Source organism: Actinomycetota bacterium (assembly GCA_035765775.1).
Lineage (GTDB): Bacteria > Actinomycetota > CADDZG01 > JAHWKV01 > JAOPZY01 > DASTWV01.
Map to the genome: position 1 here is coordinate 1 of DASTWV010000052.1, position 20,332 is coordinate 20,332.

Below are 20,332 nucleotides of genomic sequence, written 5' to 3' on the forward strand. Positions count from 1 at the left end.
GCTCGCTCAGGCGCGTCTTGCACGGGACCGGGCGCAGAAACATCCTCCGGCGGGATGTCCTTGTGGCGGCCTAGGAGCCTCCGGATGTGACCCATCGAGGGGTGAAGCCCGCTCCATGGGGCGTGATTCTGCGACGGCCTGCTATGTGGTGGTTCATGCTCACAAGAATGGCAGGAGGGCTTCCCGAGCCACGTCAGCGATCGGGCCCGCGCCGCCGACTATGGCCTTGAGGGATCACGGCGCTGGGGTGGGAGGGTGAGCTCGGCGAGGGCAGGCGCAGGCACGACCTCCTCGATGAGGGGGAACAGTTCCCGCTCCTCAAGGCGGATGTGGCTCTCCAGCCGCTTGGCGATCTCCTGCATGTCCCCAGCGAGGTCCCCGCCCTCGTCGAGCGCTCGGCGCAGCCGGAGGAGAAGGCCATGGATCTGAACGTGGTCGACGAGTACGCGGGCCAAGATGTCCGGCACGGTTGGCGCGGCCTCGACGAGGAGGGGGAAGACCAGTTCCTCCTCCTCCCGGAAGTGGGGGAGGAGCGACCTCTGGTAGAAATCCAAGAAGGTTCTGCTCGCGGCGGCTCGCCCGGGCGCGGGCTCCCCGGCGGCCAGCCGGAGCCTCCTGGCAGCCGCCAGCGCGTGATGATGGTCGTGAGACAAGGGCACAAGGGCCGGATCGCGAGCCATGGCTCATCCTCGCGCACCGGGTGCGGCTCGATGGGCGCCGGTTTCACTGTGGAAGGAGGAGCCGTACCCCCGCGGTCAGGGGATGACGGTCTGGTGCGCCACCACCTGCTTCGAGCCGGTCGGCCTCACGGTGATCTTGAAGTCCCCGTCCGCGCCGTGGCACACCATGCTGTCGCCGTCCATGAGGTCCAACGTGGCGATGCCCTCCGCATCCGTCGTCACTGTCGCCTCCTCCTGGCCGGGGGTGAGCTCCACGATCATGTCGGCGGGGCTCACCGCGGTGAACACCACGGGGATGCCGACGGCCGGCTGGCCCTCCGAATCCTTCACCCGGATCTGCACGGGTGCGAACCGGGCCTGGGCTCCGCCGGCACGGGCGGCGGAGCGCTGCACCTGCTGGTTGTCGCCCGCGATGATCGAGGTGGTCAGCGACAGCGGGGGAGCCACCGACAGGTGGGCGGCCGCGGCGGCGCGCCCATGGCGTGCCATCAGGTCGAAGGACCCCCAGTCGTAGAACGCCGACAGGGCGGAGCCGCGCATGTGGTCCAGGGTTGCCACGCCCGCCTCGTCCGTGGTGACAACGAGGGGTGAACGCCCGTGCGGGTCGAGCTGGATACCCATGTTCCCCGGCGTCTCACCCACGGACCATGAGACCTCCTCGCCCGCCAACGGGGCCCCGGAGGCATCCCGGAGGGCAGCCGCAACGGGCGCGAAGGTTGCCATCGGGAAGCCGTGCTCGGTCATGATGGCCGAGACGGTCTGGTTGTCCCCCGAGATGATCGTCAAGGTCTCGAGGGCGGGCGCGGGTGCCTCGGGCGGCTCGACGTCGGTCGCCGCTGCGCTGTGGTCGGTCATGAAGGGGTCCTTTCCTGGCGGGAGGAAGCAAGCTGTGGCGGCATCAGGCCGTTTCGGCGTCACCAGGCTCCTTGACGGCCACTTTCATCATGCGCTGATTCGCTGACGGACGCCGGACATTGCGGATCAGGTGCAGTGCTGCAAGGCCGCGGATGGCCAATCCGGAGATGTCCACCTGCCACCACTCGAGGCCGTGAAACGCTGACGTCGGGAAGGCGTGGTGGTTGTTGTGCCAGCCTTCGCCGAAGGACACGAGCGACATCAGCCAGTTGTTGGTGCTGTAGTCGTCGGATTCGTACGGGCGTTTGCCATAGAAGTGGCAGATCGAGTTGATGCTCCAGGTGACGTGGTGCAGCAGGAAGATGCGCACGAGGCTTCCCCACACCAGGGCGGTGAAGGCGGCGTGCAGCGAGTGGGTGAGCGCCAGGGCGATGGCCGGGGCGAGAGCAAACGACACCACGGTCCAGAGCGGGAAGAGGGCGCTCACGGCGCGGATCCCACGGTCCTTCAACAGGTCGGGGGCAAAGCGCTCGACCCGGGTCCGGTCCTCCACAAAGAACCAGCCGACGTGGGCGTGGTAGAGGCCGCGCACCGTGGCCATGAAACCGTCGCCCTCCACCAGGTGGGGAGAATGGGGATCCCCCTGCTTGTCGGTGAACATGTGGTGGCGGCGGTGGTCGGCGACCCAGGGGATGACCGATCCCTCAACCGCGAGCGACCCTGCGATGGCCAACGCGATGCGCACCGGGGCCGGGGCATCGAAGGAACGATGGGTGAGCATGCGGTGGAAGCCAAGCGTCACCCCGAGGATCGAGACGCTGTACAGCCCCACCAGCAGCCCGAGGTCCAGGCCCGAGATCCCGCCCCAGAGGAGCCGAATCCCGACCAGGAACCCGACGAAGGGGGCGATCGTGATGGCGAGGGTGATGCGGCGCTGCAGGCGGAGGCTTGTGCCCGGCTCCGTGATCGGGGCGGGCGGCGGGGGAGCGAGAAGGGGTGGCGCGGGCTCGGTGGACGTCGCCGGCGTCATACGCCCACAGCCCCGGCGCCCGCAGGCGTCACCACGTGCAGTTACTTATGCGCATAGACATCCCGACTCTCTAGGTGGCCGACGCTTCACCAGGGTCAGGGATGCGCCTCAGAACCCCCGCCAGGATCTCAGGCAGGGGTGATGGCTGGGATGCTACTACACCCTCGGCGTTAGGGCCCGGCAAGCCGAGGACGGCTCCAGGCACGGGTCGTACGGGTTCGGGTTCTCGGGGGCCGGGCTGTGCCCGCTACCCGGTGACCTCGGCCAGGCGGCCGGTGCCCACGTCGTAGATGAAGCCCCGTGCGTCGGCGTGGGGGAGGAACGGGCATGCCCGGATGCGGGCGATGCTCTGGCGGACGTCGGCCTCCAGGTCCACGAAGGATTCGAGGGCGAAGGGGGGCCGGATCCCGGTCTCGGCCGCGATGGCGTCCTTCAGCTCGTCGTCCCGGAAGCCCAGCATGCCGCAGTCGGTGTGGTGGATGAGCACGATCTCCCGGGTGCCCAGCAGCCGTTGCGAGATCACGAGCGAGCGGATGGCGTCCTCGGTGACCGCACCGCCGGCGTTGCGGATGACGTGCGCATCGCCTTCCTGCAGGCCCAGGATGCGGTACACGTCCAGCCGGGCGTCCATGCACGCCACGACGGCGAGCCCCCGGGCAGGACGGCCGGGCGCGCCCGGCGCGCCAAAGGTCCTGGCAAAAGCGTCGTTGTTGCGCAGCAGGTCGTCGATGGGGCTCACGGCGGGGCAGTCTAGAGCTACGCTCCAGGGCCGATGACCTTCGACGATGTCGCTGAGCTGGCCCTCCAGCTACCCGAGGCGGGGGAAGCCGAACGCCGCGGGACCCGGATCTGGATGGTCGGCGCGAAGACCTTCGCCTGGGAGCGGCCCTTCTCCAAGGCCGATCTCCGGCGGTTCGGGGACACCCCACCCCCGCCCGGCCCCATCCTGGCGCTGCGCGTGGCGGATCTCATGGACAAGGAAGCGGTGCTGGCGGCTCACCCGGAGGCCTTCTTCACCATCCCGCACTTCGAGGGCTTCACGGCCATCCTCGTGCAGCTCGACCTGGCCACCCGGGAGGACCTGGGCGAGGCCATCGTGGATGCCTGGCTGGCCTGCGCCCCGCCCAGGCTGGCGGAGACCTACCAGGGCCTCTAGGCCGGACGCCCTGCCATTCTTGTGAGCATGAACCACCATAAAGGTGGCTCAGCGTCACAGGAAACTCCGGAAGTGGCGCTGGCATCCATCTCCCGGCGCACGCGCGCATGAACCGGCGGGGTTTCGGGAAGTAACTCTGCAATGGGTTGTTCTGAGCGCGAGCTCCTCGAGGTTTTCGATCCGGCGCCCCCCACCGAGGCGTGGTGCCGCCGCATGCGCGGCGTCCTCCTGCTGGAGGGGCCGGTCATGGCTGCCTTCGGGGTCCTGGTGCTGCTCACGAGCGCTCCGCACCGGGTGGGAGTGGCAGTCGCCTGCTTCCTGGTGGCGGTGATGGCGCCCATCGCGACCGTCGGCATCCAGCACCGCATCGAGGCGGCTCGGCGCTACTACGGGACGGCGGACGACATTCCCTGGGAGCCCCCGGTGCAGGATGCGCTCGCCCACGCCGGAGCCTCCCGCGGCTGGGGGACCGGGCAGTAGACTGCGCCTGGTCCCGGCAGCGGCCGGCTGGACCGGCGCAGATGGGTCCGGGCCGAGGAACCCTCGGGGGGCGCACTGCAGATTCCGCCGAATGCCCGACGAGCGGAGGCCCATCGCCTCCGGACGCAACGGCTTGCCCGCACGATCGCCGTAGCGGTCGCCCTCCTTCTGCTCCTGGTCTTCGGGCTGCCCCGCCTCTTCGGCGGATCGGGCAAGAGCACGGGGACCCACGTGGCCACCAGCCCGAGTACGCCTGCGCCGGCGCTGAGCCCGTCGCCGTCCCCGCTCTCGGCGGTGGGTCCCCCGCCCAGTCTGACCGTGACGACACTGCCCACCGGGCTCCCCGCCGCGCTGTCCCGCGAGCAGGTCCAGCCCAGCGGGTCCAACCTGCTCATCCTGGGGGGGCTGACCGGCAGCACCTCGAGCGCCGCGGTACAGGTCTTCAACCCGATCAGCGACACGGTCGGGCCGGCGGGGACCCTTGCCGTCGCCACCCACGACGCCGCCTCGGCCCACCTGGCCGACGGCACTGACCTGCTCTTCGGCGGGGGCGAGGCGACCACCATCGACACGGTGCAGGCCTTCGCCACCACGGGCGGGCGGACCGTCGGGCACCTGCCCCAACCCCGATCCGACCTCGAGGCGGCGACGATCGCCGGCAAGGTGTACCTCCTGGGCGGGTACAACGGGCAGGCCGACCAGCCCGACATCCTGGAGACCACCGACGGGGTCACCTTCAAGCTGCTCACGACCCTGCCCCTGCCCGTGCGCTACGCCGGCATCGGGGTGGTGGGCAACACCATCTTCCTGGTTGGGGGGGAACACAACGGGGCCCAGACCAACGCGATCCAGGCGGTCGATGTGCAGGCCGCCACCGCGACGGTCATCTCCCACCTGCCGGTGGCCCTGTCCCACGAATCGGCATTCGTCCTCGGGGGCTCGCTGTTCGTGGCCGGTGGGCGTTCGGGCGCGACCACCCGGTTCCAGGTGGACGCGGTCAGCCCGCATACCGGGGGCCTGACCCGGGCTGGCGCCCTGACCCAGCCGATCGCCGACGCCGGCATCGGCCAGCTGGGCCAGACCGTGTACCTGATCGGGGGCGAGACGCCGGCCCAGCTCCGCACCATCGTGCGCATCAGCCCGGTCACCGGGTGAGGTAGCCCGGGATGCCTGCCCGGTATGTCGGGGCGCTCGACCAGGGCACCACCAGCACCCGGTTCCTGATCTTCGACCGGGAGGGGCGGGTGGTGACAGCCGACCAGCGTCCCCACGCCCAGATCTATCCCCGGCCCGGGTGGGTGGAGCATGACGCGACCGAGATTTGGGCCCGCTGCGGGGAGGTGATCACCGGGGCGCTCGCCGCCGCCTCGCTGCAGCCGCGCGATCTGGCGGCAGTCGGGGTCACGAACCAGCGGGAGACGGTGGTGGTGTGGGATGCGGCGACCGGCGAGCCGGTGGCCAACGCCATCGTGTGGCAGGACACCCGCAGCCGGGAGCAGTGCGAGTTCCTCGCCGCCGCATCCCCGCTCGGGATCGACCGTTTCCGGGCGACAACCGGATTGCCGGTGGCCACCTACTTCTCCGCCCCCAAGGTGGCCTGGATCCTGGAGCACCTGGGGCTGTACCCGCGGGCGGCGGGCGGGGGCCTGCTGTTCGGCACCATCGACTCCTGGCTGATCTGGAACCTGACCGGCGGGGCCCGGGGCGGGATCCACGTCACCGACGTCACCAACGCCAGCCGCACCCTGCTCCTGGACCTCGACACCCTGGCCTGGGACCCGGGGCTGCTGGGGCTGTTCGGGATCCCCGAGGCGATGCTCCCCGCGATTGCATCCTCGTCGGTGGTCTATGCCGAGGGGGTCGGCGGGTTGGCGGGGGTGCCGATCGCGGCCGACCTCGGCGACCAGCAGGCTGCCCTCTTCGGCCAGACGTGCTTCGCCCCGGGCGAAGCCAAGAACACCTACGGGACCGGCTGCTTCCTGCTGGTCCACACCGGGGAGCGGCGGGTCGCCTCCACCTGCGGCCTGATCACCACCGTGGCACATCGCCTCGGCGAGCAGCCGGCGTGCTACGCCCTGGAGGGCTCGGTGGCGATGGCCGGGGCGGTGGTGCAGTGGCTGCGGGATGGCCTGGGGTTGATCGGCACCTCGGCCGGCGTCGAGCCGCTGGCCCGCAGCGTGCCGGACAACGGCGGCGCCTACCTGGTGCCGGCCTTCGCCGGGCTGTTCGCCCCCCACTGGCGCAGCGACGCCCGGGGGGTCATCGCCGGGCTTACCCGGTCCGTGACTGCGGGGCACCTCGCCCGGGCGACCCTGGAGGCGACGGCGTTCCAGACCCAGGAGGTGGTGGCCGCGATGGCGGCGGACACCGGGGAGGCGCTCGCCGAGCTCAAGGTGGACGGGGGCATGGTGGGCAACGAGCTCCTGATGCAGTTCCAGGCCGACCTCCTCGGCGTCCCCGTGGTGCGGCCGGCCGTGGCGGAGACCACAGCGCTGGGGGCGGCCTTCGCCGCCGGGCTGGCCGTGGGGTTCTGGGGATCCCCGGACGAGCTGCGAGCGTGCTGGCACGAGGACCGGCGCTGGGAGCCGGCCATGGCCGAGCCCGAGCGGGCGCGGCTGTTGCGGGAATGGCAGAAGGCGGTCGCCCGCAGCCTCGCTTGGGTGGACTGACATTGACGTGGACTGACGTGGGTGGGACTGACGTGGGTTCGGACTCAGGTGGCGTGAGCTAGGTGGAGACCGAGATCCTCGTCATCGGGGGCGGCGCCACCGGGTGCGGTGTGGCCTGGGACGCCGCCCTCCGGGGCTTCGCCACCGTGCTGGTGGAGCGGGGGGCGCTGGCCTCGGGGACGACCGGGCGCTTCCACGGTCTGCTCCACTCCGGGGCGCGCTACGCCGTGACCGATCCGGTGGCGGCGCAGGAGTGCGCCTCGGAGTCCGCCATCCTGCGGCGCATCGCCCCGGCGTGTGTGGCGGACACCGGCGGGCTGGTGTTGGCGCTCCCCGGAGACGATCCCGGGTATGTCGAGCGATTCCCTGACGCCTGTGCCGCCGCCGGGATCGAGGTGGCGGAGGCCCGCAGCGGTGACCACCCGGCGGTCTCGCAGGACGCGGTACAGGCGTTCTCGGTGCCCGACGCGGTGCTGGACGGAAGGGCCCTGGTGCAGGCGTGTGCCCGGGCGGCCCGCCGGGCCGGGGCGGTGGTGCTGGAGCAGGCGCGGGTGGTGCGATTCCTCCGGGCCGGCACCGCGGTGGCGGGCGCCGTCGTGCGCCGGGGGGACCGGGAGCTCGAGCTCCACGCCCCGGTGGTGGTCAACGCCGCGGGGGCCTGGGCGGGCGCGGTGGCCACACTTGCCGGGTGTGGGGTGCCGGCCCGGCTCAGCGCCGGCGTGCTCGTCGCCGTGACGGGACCGGAGGGGCCGGCGGTGCCGATTGTGGTGAGCCGATGCCGGGCGCCCGGCGACGGCGACATCGTGGTGCCGCTGGGCGGCGAGTTGGTCATCGGGACCACCGACACCCCGGTTGACTACCCGGAAGGCCTCCCGGACCCGGACCCTGCGGTTCCCGGCCTGCTGGCGGCGGGGGCGGACCTGGTGCCGGGGATCGCCGAGGCGGTTGCTGCTGGTGCGAGGCCTCGGGCCTGGACGGCGGTGCGGCCGTTGGTGGCCGGGACGGCGGCCCCTCCGGGAACCTCCTCGGGCCGCGGCCTGTCTCGCGGCCACCTGGTCATCGACCACGCCTTTGCCGATAGGGTGGGCGGCCTCATCACCGTCACCGGGGGCAAGGCCACCACCTTCCGGCTCATGGCCGAAGACGCCGTGGACGCCGCCTGCCGCATCCTGGGCTCCCGGGAGCCCTGCCGGACTGCCGGCGAGCGCCTGGATGCCGGAGGAGTGCCGGGAGGCGAATCCGGTACGCTCGCACCGTGAAGCGCCAGCAGCTGCGCACAACCGCCGTGCTGACCAATATCACGGCGCTCCGGGTCGTCCTCGTCCCGGTCATCATGGTTCTCATCCTGGGCGGGCCCCGCCACGCCTATGCGTTCGCCGGGGCCAGCGGCCTGTTCGTGCTCGCCGCGGTGACCGACTTCGTGGACGGGTACCTGGCCCGGCGGTGGCGCCTCACCACCACCCTGGGCGCCTTCCTGGACACCACCGCCGACAAGCTGCTGGTCTCCGGCGTCCTGATCGCCCTGGTGAGCGTCGGGCGTATGTCGGTGTGGATCGCGGTGATCATCGTCGGCCGGGAGTTGCTGATCCTCGGCCTCCGGGGGGTGGTAGCCGCCGCCGGGACCCCCTTCCCACCCTCGATCTGGGGCAAGCTCAAGGCCAACACCCAGTTCGCCGGCATCTTCCTGGCCATCGTCCGCTACCCGCACCACCTGGGGCCGCTGTTCCTCGACCAGTGGGTGATGCTGGCGGTGGCGGCCGTCACCATCGCCTCGGCCGCCGAGTATGTGGTGCGCTTCGCCCCGGAGCTGGCCGGCCGGGGGGGAGGGTGAGCAGCACCCAGATCTTCGTCACCGGGGGATCGGGCTTCGTCGGGGGCGAGATCCTCCGGCGCCTCGTCGCCGATGGCCGTGCGGTCAGGGCGCTGGCCCACTCGCCGGGGTCGGCCGAGCGGCTGGCCGGGATGGGGGCCACGCCGGTCAGCGCCGATCTGCTCGATCCCCGGGGCCTGGCCGAGGCCATGGCCGGGACCGGGTGCGTGTACCACGCCGCCGGGCTCAACGCGTTCTGCCTGCGCGACCCGGCTCCGCTGTACACGGTCAACGTTGCAGGGTCGGTGTCGGTCATCGAGGCGGCCGCACTCGCCGGGGTGCCGCGGGTGGTGTACACGTCGTCGGCCTCGACCATCGGCGAGGCCCCGGGCACCATCGGCCGGGAGGACTCGCCCCACCGGGGCAGGTTCACGTCCGACTACGAGCACGCCAAGCACGACGCCGAACGGGCCGTGCTGGCGGCCGGCCGGGATCGGGGGGTCGAGGTCGTCTCCGTGAACCCGTCCTCGGTGCAGGGGCCGGGGCGCACCCGGGGAACAGCCCGCCTCCTGATCGACTACCTGAACGGGCGCCTCAAGTTTTTCGTCGACACCCACCTGAGCCTGGTCGACATCGCTGACTGCGCCTCCGGGCACCTGCTGGCCGAGGAGCGGGGCGTGGCCGGGGAACGGTACGTGTTGAACGGGGCCTGCCTGACCTCGGCCGAGGCGCTGGCGCTGCTGTCCCGGCTGGGGGGCGCCGAGCACCGGGTCCGGACCCTGCCCGCCGGGGTGGCCATGGTGGGGGCGTCCGTGGTGGAGGCGGCCTGCGCCCTCCTGAGGCGGATCCCGCCGGTGTGCCGGGAGCAGGCGCGTGCCGTGGCACACGGCCACCGCTACGACGGGTCGCGTGCGACGCGCGACCTCGGCCTGGCGTATACCCCCATCGAGGAGACGCTCGCCCGGACCATTGCCTGGTACCGGGAGCACGGCTACGTGAGGCCCCGCGCCGAGTCGGGCTCCTAGGACTCTGAGGCGGCGGCCTGCGGCTTGCTGGCCGCCAGCAGCCCGATCAGCCAGTAGTTGCGCTTGTAGGTCTGCCACTGGAGGCGGGCGCTGCGCAGGTTGGCCTGCTCGATGTCGGAGCGCAGGTGGAGGCCGTGCAGGAGCAGGGCGCCGGGCGACGACCACAGGGCCAACCGGCGCAGGCGCCGGATCGACTTGAACGCGTAGGGCGTGATGTTGCGCAGCCGGACGTCGGTCAGGCCCACCGCCTCGCTCCAGGCGACGATCTCGTCGCTGGTCGCCAGGTCCTCGATGGCCCAGCCCTTCAGCCACTCGTGCATGAGCTCCTCGCCGTCACCCGGGTAGGGGCGGTCGATGCGGAACCAGTCCTCCATCAGCAGCCGCCCCCCTGGCTTGAGCACCCGGGCACTCTCGCGGAGGAAGGCCTGCTTGCCGTCGGAGGGGACGTGGCACACGCTCTCCTGCGCCCAGACGGCGTCGAAGCTGGCGTCGCCGTAGGGCAGGGCCGTGAAGTCGGCGATCTCGAAGTGGACCTTGTCGTCCAGGTGGCGCTTGGCGGCGTACTTGCGGGCCCGGCCGAGCTGCACCTCCGACAGGGTGATGCCCAGCACCTCGACGCCGTAGGTGGCCGCCAGCCACAGCGCCGGGCCGCCCACCCCGCAGCCGGCGTCCAGCACCCGCATGCCGGGGCGGAGGTCGCCGAGATCGGCGAGGGCCCGGGTCATGTTGAGCAGCGACTGGGCGTGGTTGCGGGTGCGGTCGTCCCAGTAGCCCCAGTGCATCCCGAGGTTGCGCATCCACACGACCCGGTAGTCGAACCAGGTCCCGTCGTAGTACTTGACGATGGGCTCGACGTAGTCGGGCTTCTGATCGGGGGGGCTCATGGGCGGGGAGATGCTAGCAGCGTAGTCTCCTTCCCCGTGCTCCTGACCCCCACCACCATGGCCTCCACCGGCGAGGCGATCGCTCGAGACCCCTCGGGCCGGGTTGTGTTCGTTCCCGGCGCACTCCCCGGCGAGGAGGTCCTCGCCGAGATCGAGGCCGAGCGCCCGAAGTCGGCAACCGCACGCCTGGTCTCGGTCGGGACGCCATCGCCCGACCGGGTGGCGCCCCCGTGCCCGGAGGTGGCCCGGGGATGCGGCGGCTGCGGGTGGCAGCACATCCGCCTCGAGGCCCAGCGCCGCCACAAGGAGGAGATCGTGGCCGCCGCGCTGCGGTTCGCGAGCGTGGACCCGCCAGATTTCCCGCCCACGGTGGCCCTGGAGCCCTGGGGCTTCCGCACCAGCGTGCGGGCGGCAGTGACCGGGGGACGGGCGGGCTTCCACGCCGCCCGGTCGCACGACATGGTGGCGGTGGCGGGCTGCATGGTGCTGCACCCGCTCCTGGCCCCCCTCCTCACCGGCTGCCGGTACCCGGGGGCGGACGCGGTGCTGCTGCGCTGCGGGGCGAGCACCGGTGAGCGGATGGCGGCCACCACCCCGGCGGGCCGGGGGGCTGGGTTGCCCGCCGACGTACATCCCGGCTGGGTCCACGAGGACGTCGCCGGGCGCCGGTGGCGGGTTTCGGCGGGCTCCTTCTTCCAGAGCCGGCCCGACGGGGCCGAGGCTCTGGTGCGATTGGTCACCGACGGGGCCGGCGGTGATCCCGGAACAGCGCTCGACCTGTACAGCGGCGTGGGCCTGTTCGCCGGGGTGCTGGCCGAGCGGGGGTGGTCGGTCACCGCCGTGGAGAGCACGGCGAGCGCGGTCCGGGACGCCCGGCACAACCTGAAAGGGTCCCGGGCACAGGTGGTTCGGGCCGACGCCACCCGGTGGGCACCGCCGGTGGCCGACCTTGTGGTGGCCGATCCGCCCCGGGTGGGCCTCGGCCGGCGCGGGGTGGCGGTGGTGGCCGCCAGTGCCGCCGGGCGCCTGGTGCTGGTGAGCTGCGACGCCGTCAGCCTGGGCCGGGACGCCGCCCTGCTGGCGCGGGAAGGCTTCCGCCTGGCGTCGGTGCAGCTGGTCGACCTGTTCCCGCAGACCGCCCACGTGGAGGTCGTGAGCGTGTTCGAGCGGGCCTAGTTGCGGCCGGAGTAGGCTGCGGCTTTATGCGCCTGCGCCTCATCCCCCGCGAGGAGTCCTTCTTCGACCTGTTCGAGGCCATGGCCCAGAAGGTCCTTGCGGGCTCCCAGTCCCTGGTGGACCTCCTCCACGACTACACCGACGTCTCCCGCAAAGTTGCTGCGCTCGTCGGCATCGAACATGAGGGCGACGAGATCGTGCACGAGATCATGCGGCGGCTCAATACGACGTTTGTAACGCCGTTCGACCGCGAGGACATCAGCCGCCTGGGCTCCCAACTCGATGATGTCCTCGACCACGTCGAGGCGGTGGGGGAGTATCTGGAACTCCACAAGATCGATCAGCCCCTGCCGCAGATGGGGGCCTTGGCGGAAACCTTGTGCAAGGCCGCCAAGGCCACGGCGGAGGCAATGCCCAAGTTGCGAGACCTGAAGGACCTGGCCGGCTACACGGTGGAGGTCAACCGCTTGGAGAACGAGGGGGATCGGGCCTACCGGCGCACCATCGCCAGCCTGTTTTCGGGTGAGTACAAAGCCATGGATGTCCTGAAGTGGAAGGACATCATCGAGGAGATCGAAGCGGCGATCGACACGCTCGAGGACGTGGCCAACACTGTCGAAGACATCGTGCTCAAGCAGACCTGAGCGCGCCACCGTGACATCGCATACGACCTCCCGGGCCGCATGAACGCCGCGGGCATCTTCCTGATCGCGATGGCGCTTGCCTTTGACTTCGCCAACGGCTGGCACGACTCCGCCAACTCCATCGCCACCATCGTCTCGACGCGGGTGCTTTCGCCCCGCTACGCCGTGCTCTGGGCGGCCTTCTTCAACTTCGTCGCCTTCCTCATCTTCGGCGTGGCCGTCGCCAAGACCATCGCTTCGATCATCAAACCGGCAGTGGCGAGCGACGCCGTGATCTTCGCCGCTTTGTTCGGGGCGATCGCATGGGACATCATCACCTGGTACTTCGGCCTCCCGACTTCGTCCTCCCACGCCCTCGTGGGCGGGCTAGTGGGAGCCGGCGTTGCCCGCTCCGGCTGGCATGTCGTCAACGGGGGCGCTCTGTGGAAGACGGTGGAGTTCATCATCCTGTCGCCGGTCATCGGCCTGATCCTGGGCCTGGTGTTCATCGTGGCGATCTACTGGGTGATGCGCCGGGCCAGCCCGCGCTTCGCCAACCGTCTGTTCCGCCGCGGTCAGCTGCTGTCAGCGGCCGCCCTGTCCCTGGGCCACGGTGCCAACGACGCCCAGAAGACGATGGGAGTGATCGCGGTGGTGCTGCTGGCCCGCCATGACATCAACTCCCTGAGCAGCATCCCCATCTGGGTGGTCCTGGCCGCCAACGCGTCGATTGCTCTCGGGACCGCGTCGGGCGGTTGGCGGATCGTTCGCACGATGGGTCAGAAGATCACCAACCTGGTGCCGGTGCAGGGCTTCGCCGCCGAGACCGCGGCGGCGATCACCCTGTTCGTGACGTCGGGCCTCGGGATCCCGGTCTCCACGACGCACACCATCACCGGGGCCATCGTCGGCGTCGGATCGACGCGGCGGCTGTCGGCCGTACGCTGGGGCGTTGCCGGGCGCGTGGTGTGGGCGTGGTTCCTGACCATCCCGGTGGCCGCCGGGATGGCCGCCATCGCGCTCGAAGTCGTCACCCGCCTCCACTGACCCCCGATCCGGGCCCCTGCGCCGGGCGCAGGTCGGGGTGCTCGACCTCTGGGTGCGAGGCGTCTGTGAACTCCTCGAACTCGCCGGTGACCAGGTAGGCGACCTGCTCACCGATGTCCACCGCGTGGTCGCCGACCCGTTCCACCTGCCGGGAGACCAGGTGCATGTCGACGCACCACGCCAGGAGGCCCCGGTCTCCCGCGGCATCCAGGACCTCGGGGAGCATCCCCCGGTTCAGCAGGTCGACGCGCTCGTCCATGATGGTGAGGCGGCGGCTCAGCTCAGCGTCCCGGCGCGCGAGAGCGATCATGGCGGCCTCCAGCATGCGCAGCGCGATGCCCCCCATCTCTTCCAGCCGCTCCAGGACGGAACTGGAGCGGGGCAAGCTGTGGGCTGACTCCCCGATCTTGGCGATGTTGACCGCCATGTCGCCGACGCGTTCCAGATGCCCGTTCACATGCACCAAAGCGGTGAGCAGGCGCAGGTCCGACGCCCAAACCGGACTCTGGAGGGCGTACAGGGCGACGATCTGTCGTTCTACGCGCAGGTAGTAGTCGTCGATCTCGTCGTCGCCCGCGATCACCCGTCGGTACACCTCGGGGTCCCCCCCAGACAGCCCGACGATGGACAACTCGAACTGGCGCTGGGCAGCCACTGCCATAGCCTGGACGTCGTCCTCCAGGGCGGCGAGTAGCTGCCGGAACAACGGGCGACCGTCATCGTGCATGGCGTGACCCTCTCCACGATGAAGATATGCCTGCTGGAAAGCACCGGGTCATGGGGCGAGCACCCGGACCGAGCATGGGTCACCGGATGAGCCGATTCCAGGGCGTCGCGGTCGATCCCGCTACGAGCCTCGCCGTGGGGAGCGTCATCAAGAATCTCCTGAACCACTGATGGCAGGTGCGGCCGGTACCATGGGCCGATGCACGGGGCCGCGCAGCGGATACGGGACCTGCTTGCCGCCGGGCACGCCATCAACATGCCCGGCGTCTACGACGCGCTCTCGGCCCGGCTCGCCACCCAGGCCGGCTTCGACGTCCTGTTCATCTCGGGCTACTCGGTGTCGGGATCCCGGCTGGCGCTGCCTGACTTCGGCTACCTGACCCAGACCGAGGTCACCCAGACCGCCCGGGAGGTGTGCGCCGCCACGCCGCTGCCGGTGATCGTCGACGCCGACACCGGCTACGGCAACCCGCTCAGCGCCCTGCGGACCGCCCGGCTGGTTGCCGGGGCGGGCGGAGGGGGCGTGTTCCTGGAGGACCAGCTCTGGCCCAAGAAGTGCGGCCACTTCGCCGGCAAGCGCGTGGTCCCCGCCTCAGAGTGGCTCGCCAAGCTCCGCGCTCTCCTCGACCTGCGCGCCGAGGAGGGGGTCGACCTCTTCCTGGTCGCCCGGACCGACGCCCGGAGCGCGGTCTCGCTCCATGAGGCCATCGACCGGGCCAAGGCCGCCCGCGACCTCGGCGTGGACGCCGTCTTCGTGGAGGCCCCGGAGAGCATCGACGAGCTGGAGCGGGTGGCCAAGGAGGTCGAGGGTGTGACCCGGGTGGCGAACATGATCGAGGGGGGCCGGACCCCCCTGCTCACCCCCAAGGAGCTGCACGACCTGGGCTTCGATCTCATCGTGACGCCGCTCACCGCCCTCTTCGCCGCCACCAGAGCCATCCGGGAGGCCTTCGCCGTCCTGAAGGCCGAGGGCACCCTGCGCGACCGTCCGGACCTGGTGGTGTCCTTCACCGAGTTCGAGCCGGTGGTGGACCTGGCCGGGCACCGGGCACTGGAGGAGCGCTATGGCGCCTAAGCCGGCGGCGGCCGGGTGGCGGCCGGAGTCCTGGCGGGACCACCCGGCTGGCCAGCAGCCCGAGTGGGAGGACGCCGGGGCCCTCGACCGCGCCCTGAAGGAGCTGCGCAACCTGCCCCCGCTGGTGTTTGCGGGTGAGGCCCGGGCACTGAAAAGCGCCCTGGGTGAGGCCGCCCAGGGGAAGGCGTTCGTGCTGCAGGCCGGGGAGTGCGCCGAGTCCTTCGACAACCTGTCGGCGGACGCCATCCGCGACCAGCTGAAGATCATCCTGCAGATGTCGGTGGTGCTGACCTACGCCGCCGGGCTGCCGGTGATCAAGGTGGGGCGCATCGCCGGCCAGTTCGCCAAGCCCCGCTCCGAGGCGCTGGAGCGCCTGGGCGATCGGGAGCTGCCCGCCTTCCGGGGCCACATGGTCAACGCCATCAACTTCGATCCCGAGTCCCGCCGCCCGGACCCGCAGCGCCTGGTGCGGGCCTACCACCAGGCGTCGTCCACCCTGAACCTGCTGCGCGCCTTCACCAAAGGGGGCTTCGCCGACCTCACCCAGGTCCACATGTGGAACCGGGAGTTCGTCGCCGCCAGCCCGCAGGGGCAGCGCTACGAGGACATCGCGGCGGCGATCGACCGTGCCCTGCGCTTCATGGCGGCGTGCGGCATCGACCTGAAGTCCGACGCCGCCCTGCACCAGGTGGACTTCTACACCTGCCACGAGGCCCTCATCCTGGGCTTCGAGGAGGCCCTCACCCGCTCGGACAGCCTGACCGGTGAGTTCTACGACTGCTCCGCCCACCTGCTCTGGGCGGGGGAGCGGACCCGCGAGCCGGGCGGCGCCCATCTGGAGTTCCTCTCCGGCATCCACAACCCGGTGGCCTGCAAGGTGGGCCCGAACGCCACCCCTGCCCAGGTGCTGGAGCTGTGCGACGTGCTGGACCCCGATGGCGAGCCGGGCCGGCTGTCGCTCATCGCCCGCATGGGCGCGGGCGCGGTGCGCGATGCCCTCCCCCCACTGGTGGCGGCGGTGCGGGACGCCGGGCGGCCGGTGGTCTGGGTGTGCGACCCGATGCACGGCAACACCTTCCTGTCCTCCAACGGGCTGAAGACCCGGCGCTTCGAGGACATCGTGGAGGAGATCAAGGGGTTCTTCGCGGTCCACGAGGCCTTGGGCACGTTCCCCGGCGGGGTCCACCTGGAGCTGACCCCGGACAACGTCACCGAGTGCCTGGGGGGCGTCGGTGCGGTGCAGGACGGCCAGCTGGACGTCTCCTACCGCACCCTGTGCGACCCCCGGCTCAATGGCAACCAGTCCCTGGAGCTGGCGTTCGAGATCGGGGAGCTGCTGCAGGCCTGGGCTCGCGGGTAGCCACAGGGCGCCACCCCGCCCCGGGTACGATGACGGGGTGGCCGAGGGCGCGCCCCACCGGGATGCCACGCTGGCGTCGGACGCCGAGCGGGAGTGGGTGTGCGCCCACCTCCAGGAGTCCTGCGTCCAGGGGCGCCTGACCACCGAGGAACTGTCCCACCGCCTCGATCTCGCCCTGCGCGCCCGCACCCGCAGCGAGCTGGACGACCTGCTGGCGGACCTCCCGCCGCCGCCCGGCTACACGCCGCCCCCGCCCAGCGGCAAGCGTTGGCACCTGGGCGTCGTGGGCTCCACCCGGCGGACCGGGCGTTGGCGGGTCCCGGCGGAGAGCTGGTGGACCTCGGTGATGGGCGGGTGCCGCCTCGACCTCACCCGGGCGACGTTCGAGTCCGCGGTCACCACCATCAACATCGTGGCGGCGATGGGAGGCGTGGAAGTCCGGGTCCCCAAAGGCTTCGAGATCGACATGCAGGGCACGGCGCTGCTGGGCGGGCGCCACCTGCGCCTGGAGGGGCCGCCCCCACCCCCCGGTGCACCGGTGATCCGGCTGCGGGTGATGTCGTGCCTGGGCGGGGTGAAGGTGACCGACCGGGAGAGCCTCCGGGCCCGCCTGCGCCAGTATTGAGCCCGCGCACCGGTCCTGAGCGCGAGACGGTGCACCGCCGCCCGGCGGCGGGCGGGGTGGCCATTGTCGAGCTCGACCGCCCCGAGCGGCGCCACGCGATGGACACCGCGCTGCTGGCCCGCCTCATCGCCGCCCTGGAGTCGGCGGCGGCCGACGGGGCCGTCCGGGCGGTGGTGGTCACCGGCGCCGGGGGGTGCTTCTCCTCGGGCGCCGACGTCTCGGAGCCGCTCGACCACGCCGGGGCGGTGGCGCGCATGGGGCTGTTCACCCGGCTCTACGAGCTGGCGGCCACCTTCCCCAAGCCCACGGTGGCGGCCATTGACGGCTGGTGCATCGGTGGGGGGGCCGAGCTGGCCTCGTGCTGCGACCTGCGCGCCGGGACCCCGGGGTGCGGCATCCGGTTCCCGGGAGGAGCTTTTGGGGTGCCCGTCGGGGCGGCTCGGCTGCCGATGCTCATCGGCCTTTCGCACGCCAAGGATCTGCTCATGACCACCCGGACCGTGGGTGGCGAGGAGGCCTACCGGATGGGTTTGCTCAACCGGCTGGCCGAGCCCGAGGCGGTGCTGGCGGTAGCGTGTGCCCTGGCCGGCGCCATGGCCGCCAACAAAGGTGCCGTGACGCAGAAACGTGCCCTGGAGGATGCCCTGGACCTGGCTGCGAAACGGGAGGCCGAGCACCGGGCGATGCTGCGCTGGCAGGACGCAGCGCGCGGGCTCATGGGGTAGCAACCGGTAACCGCACGGCCTTAGACAACAGAAAAGGCGCCTGGGCACGAGGGGAAGACCGGCCCATGACACCTTTTCTTGCGCGGGAGCTTACTCGTCTTTTCCCTGTCCGCGCAAAAACCCGGCAATTCTCCGCCCCCAGGACCGGCGGCGACCACGGCACTCACAGCGGGTTCCCAGGCGGGGCAGAGCGATGCCCCAGGGCCGTGCGTATGCTGGGTGGCGAGGGTCCGCGGCGCCCAAGGCGGGTGCCGAACCCCTGAAGGAGTGAGGCCGCATGCTCCCACGTCGGGGATTCCGGCTGGGCAAGATCCTGGGGGTGGAGGTCACCCTCGACGCCTCGTGGTTCATCTTCGGCGCGGTCATCACCTGGCTGCTGGCGACTACGTTCCACACCGGCGCCCCCCACGTCTCCACCGGGGCGGGCTACCTGCTGGGCGCCATGGGTGCGCTGCTGTTCCTCTGCTCGGTCCTGGCCCACGAGCTGAGCCACGCCGTGGTCGCCCAGCGCAAGGGCATCCCGGTGCACAGCATCACGCTGTTCATCTTCGGCGGCGTGGCTCAGATCACCGAGGAGCCCCACACCCCGGGCGACGAGTTCCGCATCGCCATCGCCGGCCCGGCCCTCTCGGTGGTGCTGGGCGTGGTCTTCTGGACGCTGGGGGCCGGGGCTCGGGCGATCGGCGCACCGGCGGGCGACGCCCTGTTCCACATGATGGGCTACACCAACCTGGCGCTCGCCGCCTTCAACCTCCTGCCCGGCTTCCCGCTGGACGGCGGCCGGGTGTTCCGGGCCGCCATGTGGCACAGCACGGGCGACTTCGCCAAGGCCACCCGGATCGCCTCCACCTCCGGTCGCATCATCGGCTTTGGCCTCATCGGCCTGGGCGGCCTGATGGCCTTCGGGCGCGACTGGATCGACGGCATCTGGCTGGCGTGTATCGGCCTGTTCCTGGTGCAAGCGGCCACCGGTTCCCGGCGTCAGGCGGTCCTCCAGGCCACCCGGCCGGCCACGGTCGGCGACCTCATGACCCGCCAGCCGGACTGGGTGCGGGCGGACCAGCCGATCGACGACGCCTTCGGCGCCCGCCTGGCCGCCGCCCGGGACCGGGCGCTCCCGGTGGTGGGAGCAGCAAGCGGAGCGCCCGAGCCAGGCAGCGGAGCGCCCGAGCCAGGCTGGATCGTGGGGGTGGTCACCGCCGAGGTGCTCGCCACCATCCCGCGCGAGCACTGGGCGGCGCTCACCGCCGGCCAGGTGATGATCCCGATGCAGTGGGCGATGGTCGCCCAGGCCGGCGAACCGCTCGAGTCGGTGTTCGCCCGCCTCGGGATGAATCCCGCCGGCCGCTTCGTGGTGCTGGAGGCCGGGAGGCTGGTGGGGATGCTGACCCCCGCGGCCCTGGCCCGGCCGGCGCCGTACCCGGCCTCCCCGGCCCCGCAGCGGGGCTGACGCTGGCCGCCCCGCTCGAGGCCGGCGAACGCGTCCTCCTGATCGACCAGCGTGCCCGCCGGTACCTGATCACCCTGCAGGCTGGCCAGGCCTTCCACTTCCACCGCGGGATCGTCGCCCACGACCAGCTCATCGGCCAGCCCGAGGGCACTATGGTGGCGGCCACCACCGGGGCCACACTGTTGGCCCTGCGCCCGACCTTCGGCGAGTTCGTGCTCAAGATGAAGCGAGGGGCGCAGGTGGTCTACCCGAAGGACATCGCCATGATCGTCCTCCACGCCGACGTCTTTCCCGGCGCCCGGGTGCTGGAGGCGGGGGCGGGCTCGGGGGCGCTCACGCTGGGCCTGCTGCGGGCGGTCGGCCCTCAGGGCAGCGTCCTGACCTACGAGCTGCGCGAGGACTTCGCCGAGGTGGCCCGGGCCAATGTCGAGGCCTTCACCGGCAAGGCGGAGAACCTCGAGATCCGCCTGGGCGACGTGTACTGCGACGTGGTCGAGACCGACCTCGACCGGGTGGTGCTGGACGTCCCCGAGCCGTGGCGGGCGCTCGGGACGGCGGCGGCCGCGCTCCGGCCGGGCGGCATCTTCGCCGCCTACCTGCCCACGGTGTTGCAGGTCCACACGCTGGTCGAGGCGCTGCACGCCGATCCCGGCTGGGGCCTGGTGGCCTGCTTCGAGGCGCTGGTGCGCCCCTGGCACGTCGAGGGCCGGTCGGTGCGCCCCGAGCACCGGATGGTGGCGCACACCGGCTTCATCACCACCGCCCGGCGGGTGGTTGCCCTCCCGGGCGCTGCCGCCCCGCAGGCGGTGGCCGGGGCGGCCCCCGGCGGCGCGCCCGGTGCCGCGTCCGAAAGCGAAGATCCCGGCTCAGCAATCGGTCCGGGTGAGCCGATAATGCCAGGGGAGCCCCCTATACTTTGACCCCAAACGTGTCACC

22 protein-coding genes are annotated in these 20,332 nt (G+C 71.5%); 16 read left to right on the forward strand and 6 right to left on the reverse strand.

Annotation, left to right across the window (positions count from 1 at the left end):
* Positions 1–218: 218 nt before the first annotated feature.
* From VFW71_11595 to VFW71_11610, 4 genes are all read right to left on the reverse strand, one after another.
* Complete coding sequence (locus tag VFW71_11595; protein HEU5003405.1) at positions 219–680, reverse strand: hemerythrin domain-containing protein; 462 nt, start codon at positions 678–680, stop codon at positions 219–221.
* 75 nt (positions 681–755) lie between these two features.
* Complete coding sequence (locus VFW71_11600) at positions 756–1,535, reverse strand: hypothetical protein (GenBank protein HEU5003406.1); 780 nt, start codon at positions 1,533–1,535, stop codon at positions 756–758.
* Positions 1,536–1,578: 43 nt separating this feature from the next.
* Complete coding sequence (locus VFW71_11605; protein ID HEU5003407.1) at positions 1,579–2,565, reverse strand: acyl-CoA desaturase; 987 nt, start codon at positions 2,563–2,565, stop codon at positions 1,579–1,581.
* Positions 2,566–2,812: 247 nt separating this feature from the next.
* Entirely contained in the window at positions 2,813–3,304 is a 492-nt protein-coding gene (locus tag VFW71_11610; GenBank protein HEU5003408.1) for a carbonic anhydrase, read from the reverse strand.
* A 33-nt stretch (positions 3,305–3,337) separates the two neighbouring features.
* Here VFW71_11610 and VFW71_11615 point away from each other — a divergent pair, with 33 nt between their 5' ends.
* The 7 genes from VFW71_11615 to VFW71_11645 all read left to right on the forward strand — a co-directional run bounded on the left by VFW71_11615 (position 3,338) and on the right by VFW71_11645 (position 9,705).
* On the forward strand, positions 3,338–3,721 hold the full coding sequence (locus VFW71_11615; GenBank protein ID HEU5003409.1) for a hypothetical protein: 384 nt from the start codon (positions 3,338–3,340) through the stop codon (positions 3,719–3,721).
* Between the two features lie 141 nt (positions 3,722–3,862).
* On the forward strand, positions 3,863–4,201 hold the full coding sequence (locus VFW71_11620) for a hypothetical protein (protein ID HEU5003410.1): 339 nt from the start codon (positions 3,863–3,865) through the stop codon (positions 4,199–4,201).
* Positions 4,202–4,432: 231 nt separating this feature from the next.
* A complete protein-coding gene (locus VFW71_11625) occupies positions 4,433–5,356 on the forward strand; it encodes a hypothetical protein (protein HEU5003411.1) in 924 nt (307 codons plus the stop codon).
* Between the two features lie 11 nt (positions 5,357–5,367).
* Complete coding sequence (glpK, locus tag VFW71_11630; protein ID HEU5003412.1) at positions 5,368–6,870, forward strand: glycerol kinase GlpK; 1,503 nt, start codon at positions 5,368–5,370, stop codon at positions 6,868–6,870.
* 62 nt (positions 6,871–6,932) lie between these two features.
* A complete protein-coding gene (locus VFW71_11635) occupies positions 6,933–8,129 on the forward strand; it encodes an FAD-dependent oxidoreductase (protein HEU5003413.1) in 1,197 nt (398 codons plus the stop codon).
* On the forward strand, positions 8,126–8,701 hold the full coding sequence (gene pgsA / locus VFW71_11640) for a CDP-diacylglycerol--glycerol-3-phosphate 3-phosphatidyltransferase (GenBank protein ID HEU5003414.1): 576 nt from the start codon (positions 8,126–8,128) through the stop codon (positions 8,699–8,701). The genes VFW71_11635 and pgsA overlap by 4 nt, the downstream gene beginning before the upstream one ends.
* Positions 8,698–9,705, forward strand: a complete 1,008-nt coding sequence (locus VFW71_11645; protein ID HEU5003415.1) for an NAD-dependent epimerase/dehydratase family protein — start codon at positions 8,698–8,700, stop codon at positions 9,703–9,705. The genes pgsA and VFW71_11645 overlap by 4 nt, the downstream gene beginning before the upstream one ends.
* Here VFW71_11645 and VFW71_11650 read toward each other — a convergent pair.
* Positions 9,702–10,589: a methyltransferase domain-containing protein gene (locus VFW71_11650; GenBank protein HEU5003416.1), complete on the reverse strand. Its 888-nt coding sequence runs from the start codon at positions 10,587–10,589 to the stop codon at positions 9,702–9,704. The two genes, VFW71_11645 and VFW71_11650, sit on opposite strands and share 4 nt — an antisense overlap.
* Before the next feature lie 36 nt (positions 10,590–10,625).
* On the opposite strand from VFW71_11650, the gene VFW71_11655 reads away from it, so the two are divergent.
* The 3 genes from VFW71_11655 to VFW71_11665 are packed head-to-tail and all read left to right on the forward strand — an operon-like array spanning position 10,626 to position 13,435.
* Positions 10,626–11,765: a TRAM domain-containing protein gene (locus tag VFW71_11655; GenBank protein HEU5003417.1), complete on the forward strand. Its 1,140-nt coding sequence runs from the start codon at positions 10,626–10,628 to the stop codon at positions 11,763–11,765.
* A 26-nt stretch (positions 11,766–11,791) separates the two neighbouring features.
* Complete coding sequence (locus tag VFW71_11660) at positions 11,792–12,409, forward strand: DUF47 family protein (protein HEU5003418.1); 618 nt, start codon at positions 11,792–11,794, stop codon at positions 12,407–12,409.
* Positions 12,410–12,448: 39 nt separating this feature from the next.
* Entirely contained in the window at positions 12,449–13,435 is a 987-nt protein-coding gene (locus tag VFW71_11665; protein ID HEU5003419.1) for an inorganic phosphate transporter, read from the forward strand.
* Here the strand turns inward: VFW71_11665 and phoU are convergent.
* Positions 13,419–14,162: a phosphate signaling complex protein PhoU gene (phoU, locus tag VFW71_11670; protein ID HEU5003420.1), complete on the reverse strand. Its 744-nt coding sequence runs from the start codon at positions 14,160–14,162 to the stop codon at positions 13,419–13,421. The genes VFW71_11665 and phoU overlap by 17 nt on opposite strands.
* Positions 14,163–14,360: 198 nt before the next feature.
* On the opposite strand from phoU, the gene VFW71_11675 reads away from it, so the two are divergent.
* From VFW71_11675 to VFW71_11700, 6 genes are all read left to right on the forward strand, one after another.
* Entirely contained in the window at positions 14,361–15,236 is an 876-nt protein-coding gene (locus tag VFW71_11675; protein HEU5003421.1) for an isocitrate lyase/PEP mutase family protein, read from the forward strand.
* Entirely contained in the window at positions 15,226–16,596 is a 1,371-nt protein-coding gene (locus VFW71_11680) for a 3-deoxy-7-phosphoheptulonate synthase class II (GenBank protein ID HEU5003422.1), read from the forward strand. Before VFW71_11675 ends, VFW71_11680 begins: the two co-directional genes overlap by 11 nt.
* A gap of 37 nt (positions 16,597–16,633) precedes the next feature.
* Positions 16,634–17,221 (forward strand): DUF1707 domain-containing protein, encoded by a 588-nt coding sequence (locus VFW71_11685; GenBank protein HEU5003423.1) that lies wholly within the window; start codon positions 16,634–16,636, stop codon positions 17,219–17,221.
* A complete protein-coding gene (locus tag VFW71_11690; protein HEU5003424.1) occupies positions 17,218–17,946 on the forward strand; it encodes an enoyl-CoA hydratase/isomerase family protein in 729 nt (242 codons plus the stop codon). The genes VFW71_11685 and VFW71_11690 overlap by 4 nt, the downstream gene beginning before the upstream one ends.
* 277 nt (positions 17,947–18,223) lie before the next feature.
* Positions 18,224–19,396 (forward strand): site-2 protease family protein, encoded by a 1,173-nt coding sequence (locus VFW71_11695; protein HEU5003425.1) that lies wholly within the window; start codon positions 18,224–18,226, stop codon positions 19,394–19,396.
* A 2-nt stretch (positions 19,397–19,398) separates the two neighbouring features.
* Positions 19,399–20,316: a tRNA (adenine-N1)-methyltransferase gene (locus VFW71_11700; GenBank protein ID HEU5003426.1), complete on the forward strand. Its 918-nt coding sequence runs from the start codon at positions 19,399–19,401 to the stop codon at positions 20,314–20,316.
* Positions 20,317–20,332: the final 16 nt, after the last annotated feature.